This is a genomic window from Polaromonas sp. Polasp52 (assembly GCF_059491565.1).
This window is the reverse complement of sequence record NZ_CP168513.1, coordinates 2268746-2285371: the sequence shown is the minus strand read 5'-3', so window position 1 is coordinate 2285371 and position 16626 is coordinate 2268746. Positions and strand designations below refer to the sequence as shown.

The window sequence follows — 16626 nt, the reverse complement described above, 5'->3', positions numbered from 1 at the left end:
TGGCGGGGGTCGGCATAGACGGCTAATTTAACTGATGCGGCCGCGGCCCACTCGCGTCAGGGTTTAGGCGGGCGGGCGGCAGGGGCCGCGGCGGCGCCGGTTAAACTCGCGGGCATGCCGTTTCACCGCTTTGCCCTCTGCCTGCTTGCTACCTATTTCATAGCGAACGGTGCCCGGGCTGATTCGCCTTGCGCCGACTACGCGGCTAAACTGCCGAACATCAAGCGGGACCTTTGCGAGGCGGCGCAGCTGCAGCCCACGGGCGCGCGCTCCGTCAACGGACAGGCGATTTGGGTGCGCGACATCAAGCCCGACAATGCCGGCCTGCGCGTGCTGGTGGTGGGCGCCATCCACGGCGACGAGCTGTCCTCGGGCGCGGTGGCCCTGCACTGGATCAAGCTGGCCGCGCAGCCGCCGCAGGACGCGCCCCAGGTGGTCCACTGGCGTTTTGTGCCGGTGCTCAATCCCGATGGCGTGCTGTCCACGCCGCCGCGCCGCGTCAACGCGCATGGCGTGGACCTGAACCGCAACTTCCCCACGCCCAACTGGGAGCGCGACGCCAAGGTCTACTGGGAAAAGCGCACGGGCAAGGACCCGCGCCGCTGGCCCGGCCCCAAGCCGCTGTCGGAGCCCGAGTCGCGTTTCCTGCATGAGCAGATGCAAAGCTTCAAGCCGCAGCTCATCGTCAGCATCCATGCGCCTTACGGCGTGCTCGACTTCGACGGGCCTTCGGTGCCGCCCTCGCGCCTGGGGCGGCTTTACCTCGACCAGGTCGGCATTTTCCCGGGTTCGCTGGGCAACTACGGCGGCATCCATAAGGGCGTGCCGGTGGTGACCATAGAACTGCCCAATTCCACACGCACGCCGCTCGATGCCGAAATGCGCCAGATGTGGCTGGACCTGCTGCGCTGGATGAGCGAACGGGCAGTAGGGCAGGGCGCGGAGCACGCGCCGCGTGTGCCTTAGCGCAGCATGCTGGACATGGCCGACAGGCTGTTGACCATGCGCACCGCGGCCTCCACGGTAGGCGCTTCAAAGCCGACCTCGTCCCCGTCCAGGCGCCGCAGGGCCGGCCACTGGCAAAACAGGTCGGCCAGCGCCGGCGACTGGGTCTGGATGCGCACGGCGATGGGGCCCGCCAGCACATAAGGGCGGGCCGGGCCGCGCTGCGCCAGCGCGGCGGCCACGCCGACGCGTATGGCCGCGCAGGCCTGGGCCGGGGACAGGCTGATGCCGCTGGTCTGGCCGGTGGCCCGCTTGGTCTGCACAAAGGTGGCATGCGGAAACAGCGGGCGGTGCTCCTCGATGAACACGTCGTCGCCGCTGGCCATCACCACCGGCACGCCGTACTCGCCGGCCAGCGCGCCGTAAATGCCGGCTTCGCCCAGTTCAAGGCCGTTGAAATACACGCGCGCAAAGGCAAAGCTGTTGATGGTGTGCGCCAGGATGCCCCGGCCTTGCGCGCGAGAGTGGTAGCCGACCATGCAGACGGCGTCCACGCCGTCATCGACGCCGGCCATCATGCTCAGGTAGCGTGGCTTGCCCATGACGGCCTGGGCGCGCGCATCCAGCAGCTCCGGCGGCATGTTGCGAAAACTCCCATGCGAATCGTTGACCAGCACCTCGGTGGCGCCCGCGTCGAAGGCGCCGGCAATGGCGGCATTGGCCTCGTGCGCCATCAGCAGGCGGGCGCGTTCGTACTCGGGATTGCCGGCGCGCACCTGTTCGTGGTGGAAAACGCCGGCAACGCCTTCGATGTCGGTGGAGATCAGGACTTTCATGAGGGATCCGCGGAAGGTGGAAATGAAGATACGGATGGCCAGGCAGGCAGCAAATCGGCCAGCGCGCGGCGCTGGTGGCCGCTGCGGCCGGTGACGGCGCGGGCCTGCCACAGGGCATGGAGGATGGCCTGCTCGGTGCTGTCGGCCACGGCCTGGAACAGCGGGTCTATCAGGCCGTCGTGCAGCATGGCCACGGCCGGCATGGGCCTGGTGGTTTGCTGCGGCACGGTATAGGCGGTGGAAAACGCCAGCGCGATGTCGCCGCTACCGTGGCCGAACACCGAGCCGGTGCGCGCCAGCCCGGCGCCGGCGCGCAGGGCCAGCCGGCGCAGCTGGCGCGCGTCCAGCGGCGCGTCGGTGGCGACCAGCAGGATGATGGAGCCTTTTTCGGGTTCTGCTGCTTGCGTATGCTGTGCCGCCAGCCGCGTGCCCAGGGCCTGGCCGGCCATGACCAATTGCGGCAGCTGGCCGTAGTTGGCCAGCACCAGCGCACCCACGGTGTGCTCGCCGCCCCCGGCGGCCGCCACGCGGCGCGAGGCCGTGCCCACGCCGCCCTTGAGCCCGAAGCTGGACATGCCGCGCCCCGCGCCGACCGAACCTTCTTCAACCTCCACGCCCGCCTGCGCACAGGCCTGCAGGTAGTGCTGCTGCGTGACCGCCATGCGCTGGATGTCGTTGAGAAAACCGTCGTTGCACTCGAACACCAGCGGGTTGACCGTGGGCAGGCCGCGCCCGGTTTCGGGGTTGGCGGCCATGCACTGGCGGATCTGCGCGGTGGCCACGGCGGCGACCGAAAAGGTATTGGTGAGCGCGATCGGCGTTTCCAGCACGCCGAGCTCCTCGATCTGCAGCAGGCCCACGCTTTTGCCGAAGCCGTTGAGCACGGCCGCCGCGGCCGGGACGCGGTCGTGGAACAGGTCGCCGCCATGCGGGCGCACCACGGTCACGCCGGTCTGCACCTCGCCCGCGTCAAGCGTGCAATGGCCGACGCTCACGCCGGAGACGTCGGTAATGGCGTTGCGCTGCCCGTGCGGCAGGCTGCCGATGTGGGGCAGCAGGTGGCGGGGTGTCACGAAGCGGCCTTGCCCCGTTTACTGGCGGTCTATCTTGGGGTCCAGCGCATCGCGCAGGCCGTCGCCCAGCAGGTTGAAAGCCAGCACGGTCAGGAAGATGGCCAGGCTGGGAAACAGCGCGATATGCGGCGCGTTGAGCATGTCGGCGCGTGCCTCGTTGAGCATGGCGCCCCATTCCGGCGTGGGCGGCTGCGCGCCCAGGCCCAGGAAGGAGAGGCTGGCAGCCGTGATGATGGAGGTGCCTATGCGCATGGTCAGGTAGACCACCACCGAGGACACCGTGCCCGGCAGCAGGTGGCGCAGCATGATGACCGAGTCGGGCGCGCCTATGGAGCGCACCGCCTCGATGTAGGTCTGGTGCTTGAGCGACAGCACATTGCCGCGCACCAGGCGCGCAAACGCTGGCACGCTGAACACGGCCACGGCCATGATCACATTGATCATGCCGTTGCCCAGGATGGCGACGATGCCGATGGCCAGCAAGATGCCGGGAAAGGCGAACAGCACGTCGGACATGCGCATGACGATGCGGTCCCACCAGCCTTCGTAATAACCGGCCAACAAGCCCAGCAGCGTGCCGATCACGGCGCCCACGGCCACCGAGACCAGGCCCGCAGCCAGCGAAATGCGCGCACCCATCAGGATGCGGCTGAAGATGTCGCGGCCCAGCGCGTCCACGCCGAACCAGTGCTTGGCCGAGGGCGGCGCGTTCAGGGCGTCGTAGTCGAAAAAATTCTCCGCGTCAAAAGGGCTCAGCCAGGGCGCGAGCACCGCCACCAGCACCAGCAGCAGCACAAAACCGGCGGCCGCCAGGGCCACGCGCTGCTTCTTGAATTTGCGCCAGAACTCGGCGGCGGGTGTGCGCACGGAGAGCTGCGCGCTGTCGGGAGGCGGCGCTTCGTTCGCGGCGGTGGTGCTGGGGGATTCGGTGGTGTTCACTTGAAACGGATGGTCGGGTTGATGACGGCGTAGAGCATGTCCACCACCAGGTTGATCAGGATGAATTCGAGCGAGAACAGCAGGACCAGCGCCTGGATCACGGGGTAGTCGCGCATCTCCACCGCGTCGACCAGCAGCCGGCCCATGCCGGGCCAGTTGAACACCACCTCGACGACGATGGAGCCGCCCAGCAGGAAGCCGAACTGCAGGCCCATCATGGTGACCACCGGGATCAGCGCGTTGCGCAGCGCGTGCTTGACCACCACCACGGTTTCGGTGAGGCCCTTGGCGCGCGCCGTGCGCACATAGTCTTCCTTGAGGATGTCGATGAAGGAGCTGCGCGTAAAGCGCGCCATCACGGCCGCCACGCCCGCGCCCAGCGTGAGTGAGGGCAGGATGTAGTGGCGCCACGAGTCGGCCCCGACGGTGGGCAGCCAGCCCAGCTGCACCGAGAAGAACTGCATCAGCAGCATGCCCAGCGCGAACGAGGGAAACGAAATGCCCGAGACCGCCAGCGACATGCCCAGCCGGTCGGGCCAGCGGTTGCGCCACACCGCCGACACCATGCCCAGCACCAGGCCCAGCAGCACCGACCACCCCATGGCCGCGATGGTGAGCCAGAAGGTGGGCGCAAAACGCTCCGCGATCTCCGTGGCCACGGGCCGTTTGGTGCGTATGGACAGGCCGAAGTCGCCTTGCAGCGCGTGGCTGAAAAAGCGCACGAACTGCTGCGGTATCGGCAGGTCCAGCCCCAGGTCGCGGCGCACCAGCTCCACGGTTTCGGGGCCCGCGTCGGGCCCGGCGGCCAGGCGTGCCGGGTCGCCGGGCAGCAGGTGCACGAACAGGAACACCAGCACGGCCACGATCAGCAGCGTCGGCAGCAGGCCCAGCAGGCGCTTGAGAAGGTAGAGAGTCATGCGAAGGCGTGCTTCTTGGGAAGGTCGAAGAGGCTAGGTGGGCTGAGGCTGGCGCGGCCGGGATTACTTGAGTTCGACTTCGTCGAAGTTGAAGCTGCCGTCCGGGGCCACGTAAAAGCCGGCCAGGTTGCGCGCACGCACCGACAGCACGCGTTCGGTGACCAGGAAAACCCAGGGTGCGTCTTTCCAGATGCGCTGCTGGGCGTCGGTGTACAGCCTGGCTTTTTCCGCGCTGCTGGTGGTGACCAGCGCCTTGGCGATGTCGGCGTCCACTTCAGCATTCTTGTAGTAGGCGGTGTTGAACATCTTGGGCGGCAGGGACTCGGAGGCCAGCAGGGGGCGCAGCGCCCAGTCGGCTTCGCCGGTGGACGAGGACCAGCCCACGTAGTACATGCGCACCGGCGCCGTCGCGGGGTCCTGCGCGCTTTCCACGCGCTCCACGCGCTGGCCGGCTTCCAGCGCCTGCACCTGCACCTTGACGCCGACCTGGGCCAGTTGCTGCTGCACGAACTGGATCACCTTCTGCGCCGTGGTGTAGTTGTAGGCCGACCACAAGGTGCTTTCGAAACCGTTGGGATAGCCGGCTTCCTTCAGCAGCTCGCGCGCCTTGGCCGGGTTGTAGGGCCAGGGACCCAGCTTGGCGGCGTATTCCACGCCGTGCGGCACCACGCCTTCGGCGGGAATCGCGTAGCCCGAGAAGGCCACCTTGACCAGGGCTTCCTTGTTGATCGCGTAGTTGATGGCTTCACGCACCTTCGGATTGTCGAAGGGCTTTTGCAGCGTGTTCATCGAGAGGTAGCGGTGGATGATGGAGGGCGCGCTCGTCACTTCCAGGCTGGGCTTCTTCGACAGGCTTTCCACCGTCTCGGGCGGCATGGGGAAGGCGAAGTGGGCCTCGTTGGTCTGCATCATGGCCGCACGCGTGTTGTTGTCCACCACCGGGCGCCAGGTGATGCTGTCCACCTTGGGGTAGCCCTTCTTCCAGTAGCCTTCCCACTTGGCGACCTTCAGGTAGTCGGTGGCCTTCCACTCGACGAACTTGAAGGGCCCGGTGCCCACGGGGTTTTGCGCGATGCCCTTGCTGCCGTACTTGGCCAGCGCCGCGGGCGAAATCATCACGCCCGAGGGATGGGCCAGCGTGTTGATGAAGGGAGAGAAGGGCTCCTTGAGCGTCACGCGCACGGTGCTGGCGTCCACCGCCTCGGTTTTGGCGATGTTCTTGTAGAGGTTGTAGCGCTTGAGCTTGTTGTCGGGGTTGGTGACGCGGTCGAAATTGACTTTCACGGCCTCGGCGTTGAAAGGCGTGCCGTCATGGAACTTGATGCCGGACTTGAGCTTGAAGGTGTAGACCAGGCCGTCCTTGCTCACGGTATGGCTCTCGGCCAGCACCGGCACCATCTTCATGTCCTTGTCGAAACCGTACAGCCCCTGGTAGAAGGACTTGGCCATGGCTTGCGACAACGTGTCGTTGGAATCATAGGGATCGGTGCTGGTGAAATTGGACTGGACGGCAACGACCACGTCCTTGGCGGCATGGGCCGGCGCGGCCAGGCCCATCAGGCCGATGGTGCCGGCCAGCGCGGCGGTGAGGGTGGAAAGACGATTCTTCATGAAAAAACTCCTAGGGGCGAAACGAGGGGCAGACACGGGAGACGGAAGGGCAAAGGTGGGTGGGGGCAAGGGTGGAAGTCAATAAGGGCCTCCCACCGAATGCCGCGCGACAAAATGCCCCGGCGCCACCTGGTGCAGCGGCGCGACTTGCGGCGCGTCGCCCACTGCGCGTATGGGGCTGGGAATTTCGTCGGCCATGAGCTCGCGCACGGCGCTGCGGCGCGCCGGGTCGGCGACCGGCACGGCCGCCAGCAGGCGCCGGGTGTAGGCGTGCTGCGGGTTCTCGAACACGGCGCGGCGCGGGCCGATCTCCACGATCTGGCCCAGGTACATCACGGCCACGCGGTGGCTGATGCGCTCGACCACCGCCATGTCGTGCGAGATGAACAGGAAGGCGACGCCGAATTCCTGCTGCAGGTCCAGCATCAGGTTGATGATCTGCGCGCGGATGGACACGTCCAGCGCCGACACCGCCTCGTCGGCGATCACCACCTTGGGGTTGAGCGCCAGTGCCCGCGCGATCGCCACGCGCTGGCGCTGCCCGCCGGAGAACTCGTGCGGGTAGCGATGGGCCGCCTCGGCCGGCAGGCCCACCTTGCCCAGCAGCCAGCGCACGCGCTCCTCGGCCTCCTTGGGCGAGGCGAGCTTGTGGATCAGCATGGGCTCCATGACCGAATAACCTATGGTCAGCCGCGGATCGAGCGAGGCGAAAGGGTCCTGGAAGACGAACTGGATATCGCGGCGCAGCGCCTGCAGGGCCCGGCCCTTGAGCGCCGAGATGTCGCGCCCCGCGACCTCGACCTGCCCGCTGTTGAATTCAAGCAGCCGCGCCAGCGAGCGGCCCGTGGTGGATTTTCCGCAACCGGATTCACCCACCAGCGACAGGGTTTCGCCGGCCTTGAGTTCGAAGCTGAGCTGCTCCACCGCATACACCTGCCGGCGCACGCGCCCGAGCAGGCCGCCAGCCAATGGAAAGCGCGTGACCAGGTCCTGCACCTTGAGCACAGGCGGCAGGTCGTTGCGCACGGTGCTGGCGGCGCTGAGGGCCTGGCCGTTATCTTGCAGCGGCGCACCCGGCACCGCGAAGCGCGCCGGCAAATCCTGCCCCTGCATGGCGCCCAGCCTGGGCACGGCCGCCAGCAAGGCCTGGGTGTAGGGCTGCTGCGGCCTGGCAAACAGGGTGGCGCAGTCGCCTTCTTCCACCTTGTCGCCGCGGTACATCACGAGCACACGGTCGGCGATTTCGGCCACCACGCCCATGTCGTGGGTGATGAAGATCACCGCCATGGCGAGCTCGCGCTGCAGTTGCTGGATCAGCGCGAGAATCTGCGCCTGGATGGTCACATCGAGTGCCGTGGTCGGCTCGTCGGCGATCAGCAGCGTGGGTTTGCAGGCCAGCGCCATGGCGATCACCACGCGCTGGCGCATGCCGCCCGAGAGCTGGTGCGGATGGCGGCCCAGCACGTTTTTGGCTTCCGGGATGCGGACCAGGTCCAGCATGCGCAGCGCTTCGGCCAGCGCCGCCTGGCGCGAAAGTCCCTGGTGCAGGCGTATCGATTCGGCGATCTGCTCGCCCACCGTGAACACCGGGTTGAGCGAGGTCATGGGCTCCTGGAACACCATGGCGAGGTCGGCCCCGCGCAGGCTGCGCATCTGCGACTGCGAAGCGCGCGCCAGGTCCAGGCGCTCGCCGTTGCGGCGCGTCAGCCACATGCTGCCGCTGCCCAGGCGGCCACCGCCTTGCTCCACCAGGCGCATCAGGGCCAGCGAGGACACCGATTTGCCGGAGCCCGATTCGCCCACGATGGCCAGCGTCTCCCCGGCGTCCACGTGAAAGCCGAGATTGCGCACCGCGTGCACGGTGCGCTGCTCGCTGGCGAAACTCACGCTGAGGTCCTTGACCTCGATCACGCGCTGGCGGCCGGGCAGGGCGCTCATGCGGAGAATCCTTCGACGGCGTCGGCGTAAATGGCGCTCACCGGCGCTTCGCCCACGCGGGCCCAGCCGCGGTACATGCCTTCGGTGTTGAAGGGAAGGCTCAGGTGGCCCTGCGCATCGACGGCGATCAGGCCGCCCCGCCCGCCTATGGCGGGCAGCACCTTCATGACCACTTCCCGGGCGGCCGCGTCCAGCGGCATGCCGGCATAGGCCATGCGCGCGCAGATGTCGTAGGCTGCCGCGGTGCGTATGAACATTTCACCCGTGCCGGTGCAGGAGATCGCCGCCGTGCGGTTGTCGGCATAGGTGCCGGCGCCTATCAGGGGCGAGTCGCCCACCCGGCCGGCGCGCTTGTTGGTCATGCCGCCGGTGGAGGTGGCGGCGGCCAGGTTGCCCTGCGCGTCCAGGGCCACGGCGCCCACGGTGCCGAGCTTGCGGCCTTCGTCCAGGGGCGCGGCGGCGGCCGTGCCTGAGCGGAACGCCAGGGCCGCGCCGTCGTGGTCCAGCACGGCCGCGTCGGTCGCGAGGGCGCGCCGCAACTGCTCGCGGCGGGCCTCGGTCGAAAAATAATCGGGCGAGACCATTTCCAGCCCGCACTCCTCGGCGAAGGCCTCGGCACCGGCCCCCACCAGCAGCACATGCGCGCTGTGCTCCATCACGGCGCGCGCCGCGCGCACCGGGCGGCGCACGCGGTTCACGCAGGCCACCGCGCCGGCGCGCAAGGTGGCGCCGTCCATCACGGCCGCGTCGAGTTCATGGGTTTCGTCGTGGGTGAAGACGGCACCATGCCCGGCATTGAAGAGCGGGCAGTCCTCGAGCAGCTCCACCGCCAGGCTGACCGCATCCAGTGCGCTGCCGCCGCCGGCCAGCAGCTGCTGCGCGGGCCGCAGGATGGCCTGCAGGGCGGCGTGGTAGGCCGCGTTTTGTTCCGCGCTGATGTGGCTGCGGCTCATGGTGCCGGCGCCGCCGTGGATGGCGATAAGGGGAATGGGCTGGGGCCGTGTCACTTGGAAACCTTTGGCGATTTGGGTGGAGTGCGGGCTTTGCGAGGGGCGGGCGCCGCGGCGTCGGCATCGGCGCGCAGCCGGCTGGCATGGTTGCCGTGCAGCCAGGGCAGCACCGACTCGGCCAGCTGTGTCGCCGCCTTGAGCGAGTCTTTGGCGCTGTGGGCGACCGCGCTGCACAAGGCCTCGATCAGCGCCAGTACGGTGGCCTCGGAATTGGCGAAATACTGGCTCTCGGTGTGGGCGTAGAGCGCGACGCTGGCCAGCGGCGCCAGCGGCGATGTCACGCGGTCGGTCAGCGCCAGCACCGGCACACCGGCGTCGTGCGCGCGGCGCGCCAGCAAGATCGTGTCGCTGAAATAGCGCGGGTAGGCGATGGCGATCAGCAGGTCCTCGGGCTTCAGGCGCGCCAGCAGGCGCGCGCCGTAAGAGGAGCTTTCCACGCTGGCCAGCAGCTGGACGTTGTCGCAGTAAGGGTCCAGCGATCGCTGCAGCAAACCGCCCAGCCAGCTGCTGCTGCCGAAGCCGGCAATGTAGATGCGCCGTGCCTTCAGGATGGCCGCCACCGCCTGTTCGCAGCTCTGGGCATCCAGCGCTTGCCGCGTCAGCTCGATGTTGCGCTGGCTTTGCGCCAGCGCGGAGGCAAACACGTCGGCCACCGTGGCCGAGTGCTCCAGCTTGTTGCGCAGCTTTTCGACCGGGGCCAGTGTGGCTTCGAAGCCCAGCACCAGCGCGGCGCGGAACTGCGGGTAGCCGTCAAATTCCAGCGCCCGGGCGAAGCGGTTGGCGGTGGCCACGGAAACCCCCAGCGTGGCGGCCAGCTCGTCGATGGGCATGGTTGCTGCTTGCAAGGGATGGGCCAGCACATAGTCCGCCATCTGCCGGTGGGAGCGCGTCAGCGTCGGCAGCAAACGCCCAATACGCTGTGCCATCGAAGGGTTGCCGGGAAATGTTGCCATCAGGGCTGAGCTGAATTAAATGTATATAAATTTACAAACTAATTCATCATAACGAAATATTTGATCATTTCCAATCAAATTGAAACCGGCAATACCTTGCAGGGCGGCGCGGCCGGGAACAGCGCAAATGGTGCGGTTGTCGATCAGCAGGGCTGCAGGGCTGGAGGCGCATGCGCGCCATCCGCAAATGCAGGGAGGCGCTAGGACCCGAGCTTTTTGTAGGCGCGGTCCATCTCCACGCTTTTGCTGGTGTCTTTCACGCCGCGCTTCAGGTCGCGCCCCGCCTGCTCGACGACCGGGTCGGGCTTGGCATTCGTCATGTCCACCGCCTGGTCGCGCTCGTGCGGCAGTTCCAGGCTGGACTCGACGGTGCCGTCCTTCGGGGTGCCCTGCTGGCCGGGACGCGAACCTTGTGCACGCGGGTCTTTGGCCGGCATGCCTTTGCTGGAGGCGGGTTGCATACGGCTGTTCAGGGGCATGTTTTCAGGGGTCATGGAACAACTCTGCGTGTCCCGCCGCACCGGCTCTGTCAGCCCGGAAAATCAGGCCCTGTAGGAGAAGGCCACTTGAAGCGGCTTCGACCAGCCTTCAGGCCGCCAGAAAGCTGGCGGCCTGCGCCAGCGCCGCCGTGTCGGCCTTGACGGCATCGGGCGGCCCGCCCTTGCCCCAGAGTTCACCGCCGTAGTTCATGGCCATGAACTGCGCGCACAGGCGAATGGAGTCGATCATGGGCTGGGCCTTGGCGCGGTCGCCGCTGGTGGTGACCAGCCGCAGCGTCTTTTTCGCCATCTCTTCCTTGAAGGGCAGGCCGGGCACGCGCATCCAGGCGCTCCAGTGGTCCAGGTAGATCTTCAGCGGGGCCGGGATGCTGTACCAGTAGACCGGGGCCACGAAGACGATGTCGGTGGCGGCCATGGTCGCGTCCAGCAAGGTTTTCATGTCGCCCTCGGGCATGGGGTACTGGCCCGTGGTGTGGCGCTGGTCGACAAACAGCGGCATGCGCAGGCGCGACAAATGGTGCCAGGCCTGGGGCGTGCCGGCCGGTAGCGCCGCGGCGGCCTGCCGGGCCAGCCACTCGGTGTTGCCCAGCGCGCCGGGTTCACGCGTGGAGGTGGCCAGGAAGAGGAATTGGGAGGGAGCATTCATGGCGGCCATGGTAGCGGCAGCCGCGAGCCCTTGCAGCTGCGGGGTTGGGGCCCGCGTGCCAGAATGAGCACCGATTCACAGGAGCCGCCTTTGCCATGATCCGTATTCGAGACATCGACCACATCGTCCTGCGGGTCAGCGACCTCATGGGCATGCTGCGCTTTTACCAGCAGGTGCTGGGCTGCAGCCTGGAGCGCCGGCAGGACGCCATCGGCCTGGTGCAGCTGCGCGCCGGCCGCTCATTGGTGGACCTGGTGCCGGTGGACGGCCCGCTGGGCAAGGCCGGCGGCGCGGCGCCGGGCAAGGAAGGCCGCAATGTCGACCATGTCTGCTTTCGCGTCGAGCCCTTTGATGCCGACGTGATTCGCCGCCACCTGGCGGCCCATGGCGTTGAGGCGGGCGAGGTGGAATCGCGCTATGGCGCCGAGGGCGAGGGACCTTCGATCTACCTCAACGACCCCGAAGGCAACACCGTGGAACTCAAGGGCCCGCCCTGGCCCGAGGGCGGCAAGCCCTGAATAATCCTAGAACTGCCGCCAGCCCTGCCAGGCCGTGAAGCCTGCGCACACAATCAGCACGACGCCCACGGTGCGCGCCATCACCACGCTGGCGCCCGGCCGGTCGGCCAGCCACTGGCGCGCGCCGGCGGCGGCCAGCGCCAGCGAGCCATACACGCCGGTCTGGGTCAGCGCGATGATCAGGCCCAGCGCCACGGCCTGTATCCACAGCGAGCCGTATTCCAGCCGCAGGAACTGCGGAAAAATCGCCAGCATGAACAAATAGGCCTTGGGATTCAGCAGGCAGGTCAGCGCGGCCTGGCGGAAGGTGCGCCACGGCGGGCTTTCCTGCAGCGCCGGCAGGCCGCCGAACACCGAGTGGCTGCGCGTGAGCGACCAGCCTATCCACGCGATGTAGAGGCTGCCCGCGACAAGCATCACATGGACCATACCGGGCACCAGCTTGAGCACAATGCCCAGCCCCAGCGCGCCGGCCGCCACGTGGCAGGCGCCGCCGGCCACGATGCCGCCGACCGCGAACAGGCCGGCGCGTCGCCCGCCGGTCAGCGAGCTGGCCATCACAAAGGCCATGTCCATACCGGGCAGGATGATGATGCCCAGCACCATCAGGAAAAACAGCCAGAGGTGGGTGAATTGCTCCATGGCCGGCCCTCCTAGCGCAATGCGGAATAGGCGGGCCGGGCCAGGTCCATCACCCAGTTGGTTTCCCAGTGGCGGCCGCCGTCTTCGGAGAAAGCCTGCTCCCAGCGGGCGCGGGTGGGCGTGATGCCCGACCAGGTAAAACGCACCCGCACCGGCCGGCCTTCATGGCTGTCGTGCCCCTCAAAGCGGCCCGTGCCGTCCACAAACGCGCCCATCACCGGCGGCTGCATCAGGCCATCGCTGTGGCTGACCCAGTAAATACTCCAGAGCCGGGTCTGCGGGCTGAAAAAGCGCAGCGACATGCCCAGGGTTTGCTTGCCGTCCACGACCAGGTCGTTCATATTGCCCAGGCCGCCGAGCAGCAGCGCGCCGTCCTGCACGGCCTCGAAACGTTCCCAGTCGGTGCAGCCCGCCAGGCGCTTTTTGAGCCGCTTGTTGCTGACCAGCCAGCGCCCCGCGATGAAGTTGAAGTCGTGCCGCCCATCGTTCAGCTGGGACGGCTCCAGGGGTTTTGGCAGGGTGGAGGTGGTCATGGTTTAAAAGCGCTTGTGGCGCCCCGATACGTTGGTGATACCTGTGGAAAAACCCAGTCTATGGATGTAATAGGGCTATTTCGGCCCTGATTAAGGGCTAAACTTTTCAGCATGTATTCCCCGACCACCCGTGTCTTGACCGTACTGGAACTGCTGCAGTCCCATGGGCGCATGAGCGGCGCCGAACTGGCGCGGCGGCTGGAGGTGGACGGCCGCACCCTGCGCCGCTACATCGCCAAGCTGGAGGACCTGGGCATCCCGGTGGTGGCCGAACGCGGCCGCTACGGCTGCTACAGCCTGATCGCCGGCTTCAAGCTGCCGCCCATGATGTTCACCGACGACGAGGCCCTGGCGCTGTCCCTGGGCCTGCTGGCCGCGCGCAGCCTGGGGTTGGCCGAAGCCGCACCGGCCGCGCAAAGCGCGCAGGCCAAGCTCGAGCGCGTGATGCCGCACAACCTGAAAAACCGCGTTCGCGGGCTCGGCGAAACGGTGAGGCTGGACCTGCGCCGCGCCGACGCGCCCGGCGACAACACCGCCTTGCTGGCCCTGAGCGCCGCGGCGCACGGCTGGCAGCGTGTGCACATGGCCTACCAGTCGGCCGAAGGCGAGGTGACCGAGCGCGAGTTCGACGCCTACGGCCTGGTGTTTCGCAAGGGCCGCTGGTATGCGGCGGGCTGGTGCCACCTGCGCGGCGCGCTGCGCTCATTCCGGCTGGACCGGGTGCGCGAGGTGCGCGCCCTCAACGTGGTGTTCACGCCGCCGGCCGACTTCGACGCCGTGCAGCACCTGGCGCTGGGCCTGGCGACCATGCCGCGCAGCAATACCGTGCGGCTGCTTTTGCACACCGACCTGCAGACCGCGCAGATGGAACTGCCCGACAGCGTGGGCGTGTTCCAGCCCAGCGAGGAGGGCGTGCTGCTGCACAGCCAGACCGACCACCTGGGCTGGTTCGCGCGGCAGCTGATGCGTTTGTCTTTTTCCTTCGACGTCCAGGAGCCCGCGGCCTTGCGCGTCGCGCTGCGCGAGCATGCCCGGCGCACCCTGGAGCAGCACGCCGCCTAGGTTAGGTGATCAGGCGGCTTTGGCCTGCAGCCGGCCGCCTGCGCGGCCCTGCCCGTAAAAGCCGAAATCCATGGCTGGCACTTCACCGCTGATCAGCTCGGCGATGGCCTTGCCCGAGCCCGCGCCGTGCGTCCAGCCCAGCGTGCCGTGGCCGGCGTTGACCCAGAGGCGGCCGACCTTGGTCTTGCCGATGTAGGGGATGTTGGTGGGTGTCGCGGGGCGCAGCCCAGTCCAGAAGTTCGGCGTGCCGCCTTGCTCCTCCAGGCGGGTATCGCACACGCCCGGCAACACTTCCTCGATGCGGTCGGCCAGCATCTTGCAGCGGGCCTTGGCCAGCGGCGTGTCCAGCGAAAGGTCGTAGCCGCCGACCTCGATGGTGCCGGCCACGCGCAGCTGGTCGCCGAGCCGGCTCATCGCGCATTTGACTTCGTCGTCGATGGTGCTGACAAAAGGCGCCAGCTCCGGTTTGAGCAGCTTGAAGGTGGCGCTATAGCCCTTGCCGGGGTAGATGGGCAGGTCGACGCCCACGGTGCGCAGCAGCGGCGCCGTGTGGGAGCCGCAGGCCACGACGATTTCGTCGGCCTTGAGGCGAACCAGCTCCTGGTTCTCGCCGCGAATCGTGCGCGGCCGCACGGCGACGGACTCGATGGCGCCACCGGTTTTTTCCAGCCGCGCTATGTCGTGGCCGTAGAGGAAACGCGCGCCGCGGGCGGCGCAGCGCTGCGCCAGCGCCTGGGTGAAAACGCGGGCGTCGCCGCTTTCGTCGCTGGCGGTGTAAGTGCCGCCCACGATGCGGTGCGCGAAGGACTTGAAGGCCGGCTCTATGGCCAGCAGCTCGGCCGTGCCCACCACGCGGCGCGCCACGCCGTATTTGCGCATCAGGGCCGCGGCCTCGCCGGCCGTGTCAAAAGCTTTCTGGTCGGTGTAGTAGTGCGCGATGCCGCGCTCGAGCCGGTTGTATTCGATGCCGGTGGCGGCCACCACCTCCTTGAGCGCCGCATGGCTGTAGGCGCCCAGCGCCACCAGCTGCTGCACGTTGCGCTCGAAGGCGGTGTCGTTGCACTGCGCCAGGAACTGCAGGCCCCAGCGCCATTGCTGCCAGCCTTCGCCGAAAGGCAGCTGCGGGCGGAACAGCAGCGGGGCGTCGTCCCTGAACATCCATTTCAAGGCCTTCAGCGGCGCGTCCTTGTTGGCCCAGGGCTCGCAATAGCTGACGGAAATCTGCGCCGCGTTGCCAAAGCTGGTCTCCAGCGCCGCGTCGGGCTGGCGGTCCACCACCGTGACCTCATGGCCGCGCTCCAGCAGATGCCAGGCCGTGCTCACGCCGATGATGCCGGCCCCTAAAACTACAACTTTCATCGCTAACCCCTTTGCAACATTCCAGTGTGAAGGATGTTGCTTTCAATTAATAGAAAAATTAAACTCTCAGTGAAAACATCAGAACAGCTAATAAAGCTAAATAGCGCCGGTAGCTGGCACAACTAGCACAACTGGTAGAGCAAATAGAAAACGGAAGAGGGGATGCGGGATGAGTACTTTTGATCCTGATGCACTCGAATGCCTGGCGGCAATCGTGGAAGAGGGCGGTTTTGAGCGCGCGGCCCAGCGCTTGTCCATCACCCAGTCGGCGGTGTCGCAGCGCCTGCGGGCCCTGGAGGCCCAGGTCGGCACCGTGCTGATCGTGCGCAGCCGGCCGCTCAAACCCACCTCGGCCGGCCAGCTGTTGCTTAAACACACCAAAATGCTGCGCCTGCTGCGCGCCGACCTGGAGCGCGACCTCAAGGAGCTGGCGCCCAGCTCGCTGGGCGGCGCACGCGAGGAAGAGCGCATCTCCATCGCCATCAACGCCGACAGCATCGCCACCTGGGCCTTGCCGGCGCTGACCGAGCTGGTGCAGCAGGGCCTGCCCATGGAGATCATCCACGACGACCAGAATTTCACCCACGAATGGCTGCGCGAAGGCCAGGTGCTGGGCTGCGTGACCACGCTCAAGCAGGCGCTGCGCGGCTGCAAGGTGGAGCCGCTGGGCGCGATGCAGTACATCGCGGTGGCCGCGCCGGCCTTCGCGCAGGGCCGGCTCGGCCAGCGCGACGCCGCCGGCGACAGGCCGGCCGCGGCGGCGCTGACCCAATACAACTTCCGCGAAGTGCCTTTTATCGCCTTCAACCGCAAGGACGAATTGCCGGTCGAATTTGTGGGCAAGGCCTTCGGGCTCAAGCGCGTCACCCTGAACCAGCTGTTTGTGCCTTCGTCGGAGGGCATGGTCAGGGCCGTGCTGGCGGGCTGGGGCGTCAGCGTGGTGCCCCGCCTGCTGGCGCAGGGCCTGATAGACCAGGGCCAGCTGGTCAATGTGGCGCCCCATTACACGCTGCCCGTCCAGCTGTACTGGCATTGCTGGAACCTGGAATCCGAGGTGCTGGACGCCCTGACGGCCGCGCTCAAGCAGACCGCGGCCCAGTCGCTGGTGCCCTGAGGCGGGGCCGGCCGGTTGGGGCCGGAACAA

General features: G+C 67.4%; 17 protein-coding genes. 4 read left to right on the top strand and 13 right to left on the bottom strand.

What is annotated here, in order from left to right; translation table 11 throughout:
- Positions 1-114: 114 nt before the first annotated feature.
- Positions 115-966, top strand: a complete 852-nt coding sequence (locus ACEN9P_RS10715) for a M14 family zinc carboxypeptidase (RefSeq protein ID WP_495621923.1) — start codon at positions 115-117, stop codon at positions 964-966.
- Here the strand turns inward: ACEN9P_RS10715 and ACEN9P_RS10710 are convergent.
- The 10 genes from ACEN9P_RS10710 to ACEN9P_RS10665 all read right to left on the bottom strand — a co-directional run bounded on the left by ACEN9P_RS10710 (position 963) and on the right by ACEN9P_RS10665 (position 11377).
- Positions 963-1781, bottom strand: a complete 819-nt coding sequence (locus tag ACEN9P_RS10710; protein ID WP_495621922.1) for a M55 family metallopeptidase — start codon at positions 1779-1781, stop codon at positions 963-965. The genes ACEN9P_RS10715 and ACEN9P_RS10710 overlap by 4 nt on opposite strands.
- Positions 1778-2854 (bottom strand): DmpA family aminopeptidase, encoded by a 1077-nt coding sequence (locus ACEN9P_RS10705; RefSeq protein ID WP_495621921.1) that lies wholly within the window; start codon positions 2852-2854, stop codon positions 1778-1780. Before ACEN9P_RS10705 ends, ACEN9P_RS10710 begins: the two co-directional genes overlap by 4 nt.
- Before the next feature lie 18 nt (positions 2855-2872).
- Positions 2873-3793 carry a glutathione ABC transporter permease GsiD gene (gsiD, locus tag ACEN9P_RS10700; RefSeq protein WP_477662597.1) on the bottom strand — a complete coding sequence of 307 codons (921 nt, stop codon included), beginning with the start codon at positions 3791-3793 and terminating at the stop codon, positions 2873-2875.
- Positions 3790-4710, bottom strand: a complete 921-nt coding sequence (gene gsiC / locus ACEN9P_RS10695; protein WP_074578408.1) for a glutathione ABC transporter permease GsiC — start codon at positions 4708-4710, stop codon at positions 3790-3792. Before gsiC ends, gsiD begins: the two co-directional genes overlap by 4 nt.
- 63 nt (positions 4711-4773) lie before the next feature.
- Positions 4774-6321, bottom strand: a complete 1548-nt coding sequence (gsiB, locus tag ACEN9P_RS10690) for a glutathione ABC transporter substrate-binding protein GsiB (protein WP_495621920.1) — start codon at positions 6319-6321, stop codon at positions 4774-4776.
- Between the two features lie 78 nt (positions 6322-6399).
- Positions 6400-8259 carry a dipeptide ABC transporter ATP-binding protein gene (locus tag ACEN9P_RS10685; protein ID WP_477701141.1) on the bottom strand — a complete coding sequence of 620 codons (1860 nt, stop codon included), beginning with the start codon at positions 8257-8259 and terminating at the stop codon, positions 6400-6402.
- Positions 8256-9212 (bottom strand): isoaspartyl peptidase/L-asparaginase family protein, encoded by a 957-nt coding sequence (locus ACEN9P_RS10680; protein ID WP_495622164.1) that lies wholly within the window; start codon positions 9210-9212, stop codon positions 8256-8258. Before ACEN9P_RS10680 ends, ACEN9P_RS10685 begins: the two co-directional genes overlap by 4 nt.
- A gap of 50 nt (positions 9213-9262) precedes the next feature.
- Complete coding sequence (locus tag ACEN9P_RS10675; protein WP_495621919.1) at positions 9263-10222, bottom strand: MurR/RpiR family transcriptional regulator; 960 nt, start codon at positions 10220-10222, stop codon at positions 9263-9265.
- Between the two features lie 200 nt (positions 10223-10422).
- Positions 10423-10716 carry a hypothetical protein gene (locus ACEN9P_RS10670; RefSeq protein WP_495621918.1) on the bottom strand — a complete coding sequence of 98 codons (294 nt, stop codon included), beginning with the start codon at positions 10714-10716 and terminating at the stop codon, positions 10423-10425.
- Positions 10717-10810: 94 nt separating this feature from the next.
- Positions 10811-11377: an NAD(P)H-dependent oxidoreductase gene (locus ACEN9P_RS10665; protein WP_477662592.1), complete on the bottom strand. Its 567-nt coding sequence runs from the start codon at positions 11375-11377 to the stop codon at positions 10811-10813.
- Positions 11378-11463: 86 nt separating this feature from the next.
- Between ACEN9P_RS10665 and ACEN9P_RS10660 the strand changes: the two genes are divergently transcribed.
- Positions 11464-11886 (top strand): VOC family protein, encoded by a 423-nt coding sequence (locus tag ACEN9P_RS10660; RefSeq protein WP_477662591.1) that lies wholly within the window; start codon positions 11464-11466, stop codon positions 11884-11886.
- A gap of 6 nt (positions 11887-11892) precedes the next feature.
- Here the strand turns inward: ACEN9P_RS10660 and ACEN9P_RS10655 are convergent, their stop codons facing one another.
- Positions 11893-12528, bottom strand: coding sequence for a LysE family translocator (locus ACEN9P_RS10655; RefSeq protein ID WP_477662590.1), 636 nt, complete (start codon positions 12526-12528; stop codon positions 11893-11895).
- 11 nt (positions 12529-12539) lie between these two features.
- Positions 12540-13061 carry a hypothetical protein gene (locus ACEN9P_RS10650; RefSeq protein WP_495621917.1) on the bottom strand — a complete coding sequence of 174 codons (522 nt, stop codon included), beginning with the start codon at positions 13059-13061 and terminating at the stop codon, positions 12540-12542.
- Positions 13062-13172: 111 nt separating this feature from the next.
- On the opposite strand from ACEN9P_RS10650, the gene ACEN9P_RS10645 reads away from it, so the two are divergent.
- Positions 13173-14123, top strand: coding sequence for a helix-turn-helix transcriptional regulator (locus tag ACEN9P_RS10645; RefSeq protein ID WP_495621916.1), 951 nt, complete (start codon positions 13173-13175; stop codon positions 14121-14123).
- 9 nt (positions 14124-14132) lie between these two features.
- Here ACEN9P_RS10645 and ACEN9P_RS10640 read toward each other — a convergent pair whose 3' ends face one another.
- The gene (locus tag ACEN9P_RS10640) at positions 14133-15482 is read right to left on the bottom strand and encodes a D-amino acid dehydrogenase (protein WP_495621915.1); all 1350 of its coding nucleotides are present in this window, start codon (positions 15480-15482) and stop codon (positions 14133-14135) included.
- Positions 15483-15651: 169 nt separating this feature from the next.
- Here ACEN9P_RS10640 and ACEN9P_RS10635 point away from each other — a divergent pair, with 169 nt between their 5' ends.
- Positions 15652-16596, top strand: a complete 945-nt coding sequence (locus ACEN9P_RS10635; RefSeq protein WP_477662586.1) for a LysR family transcriptional regulator ArgP — start codon at positions 15652-15654, stop codon at positions 16594-16596.
- The last annotated feature ends 30 nt before the right edge of the window (positions 16597-16626 follow it).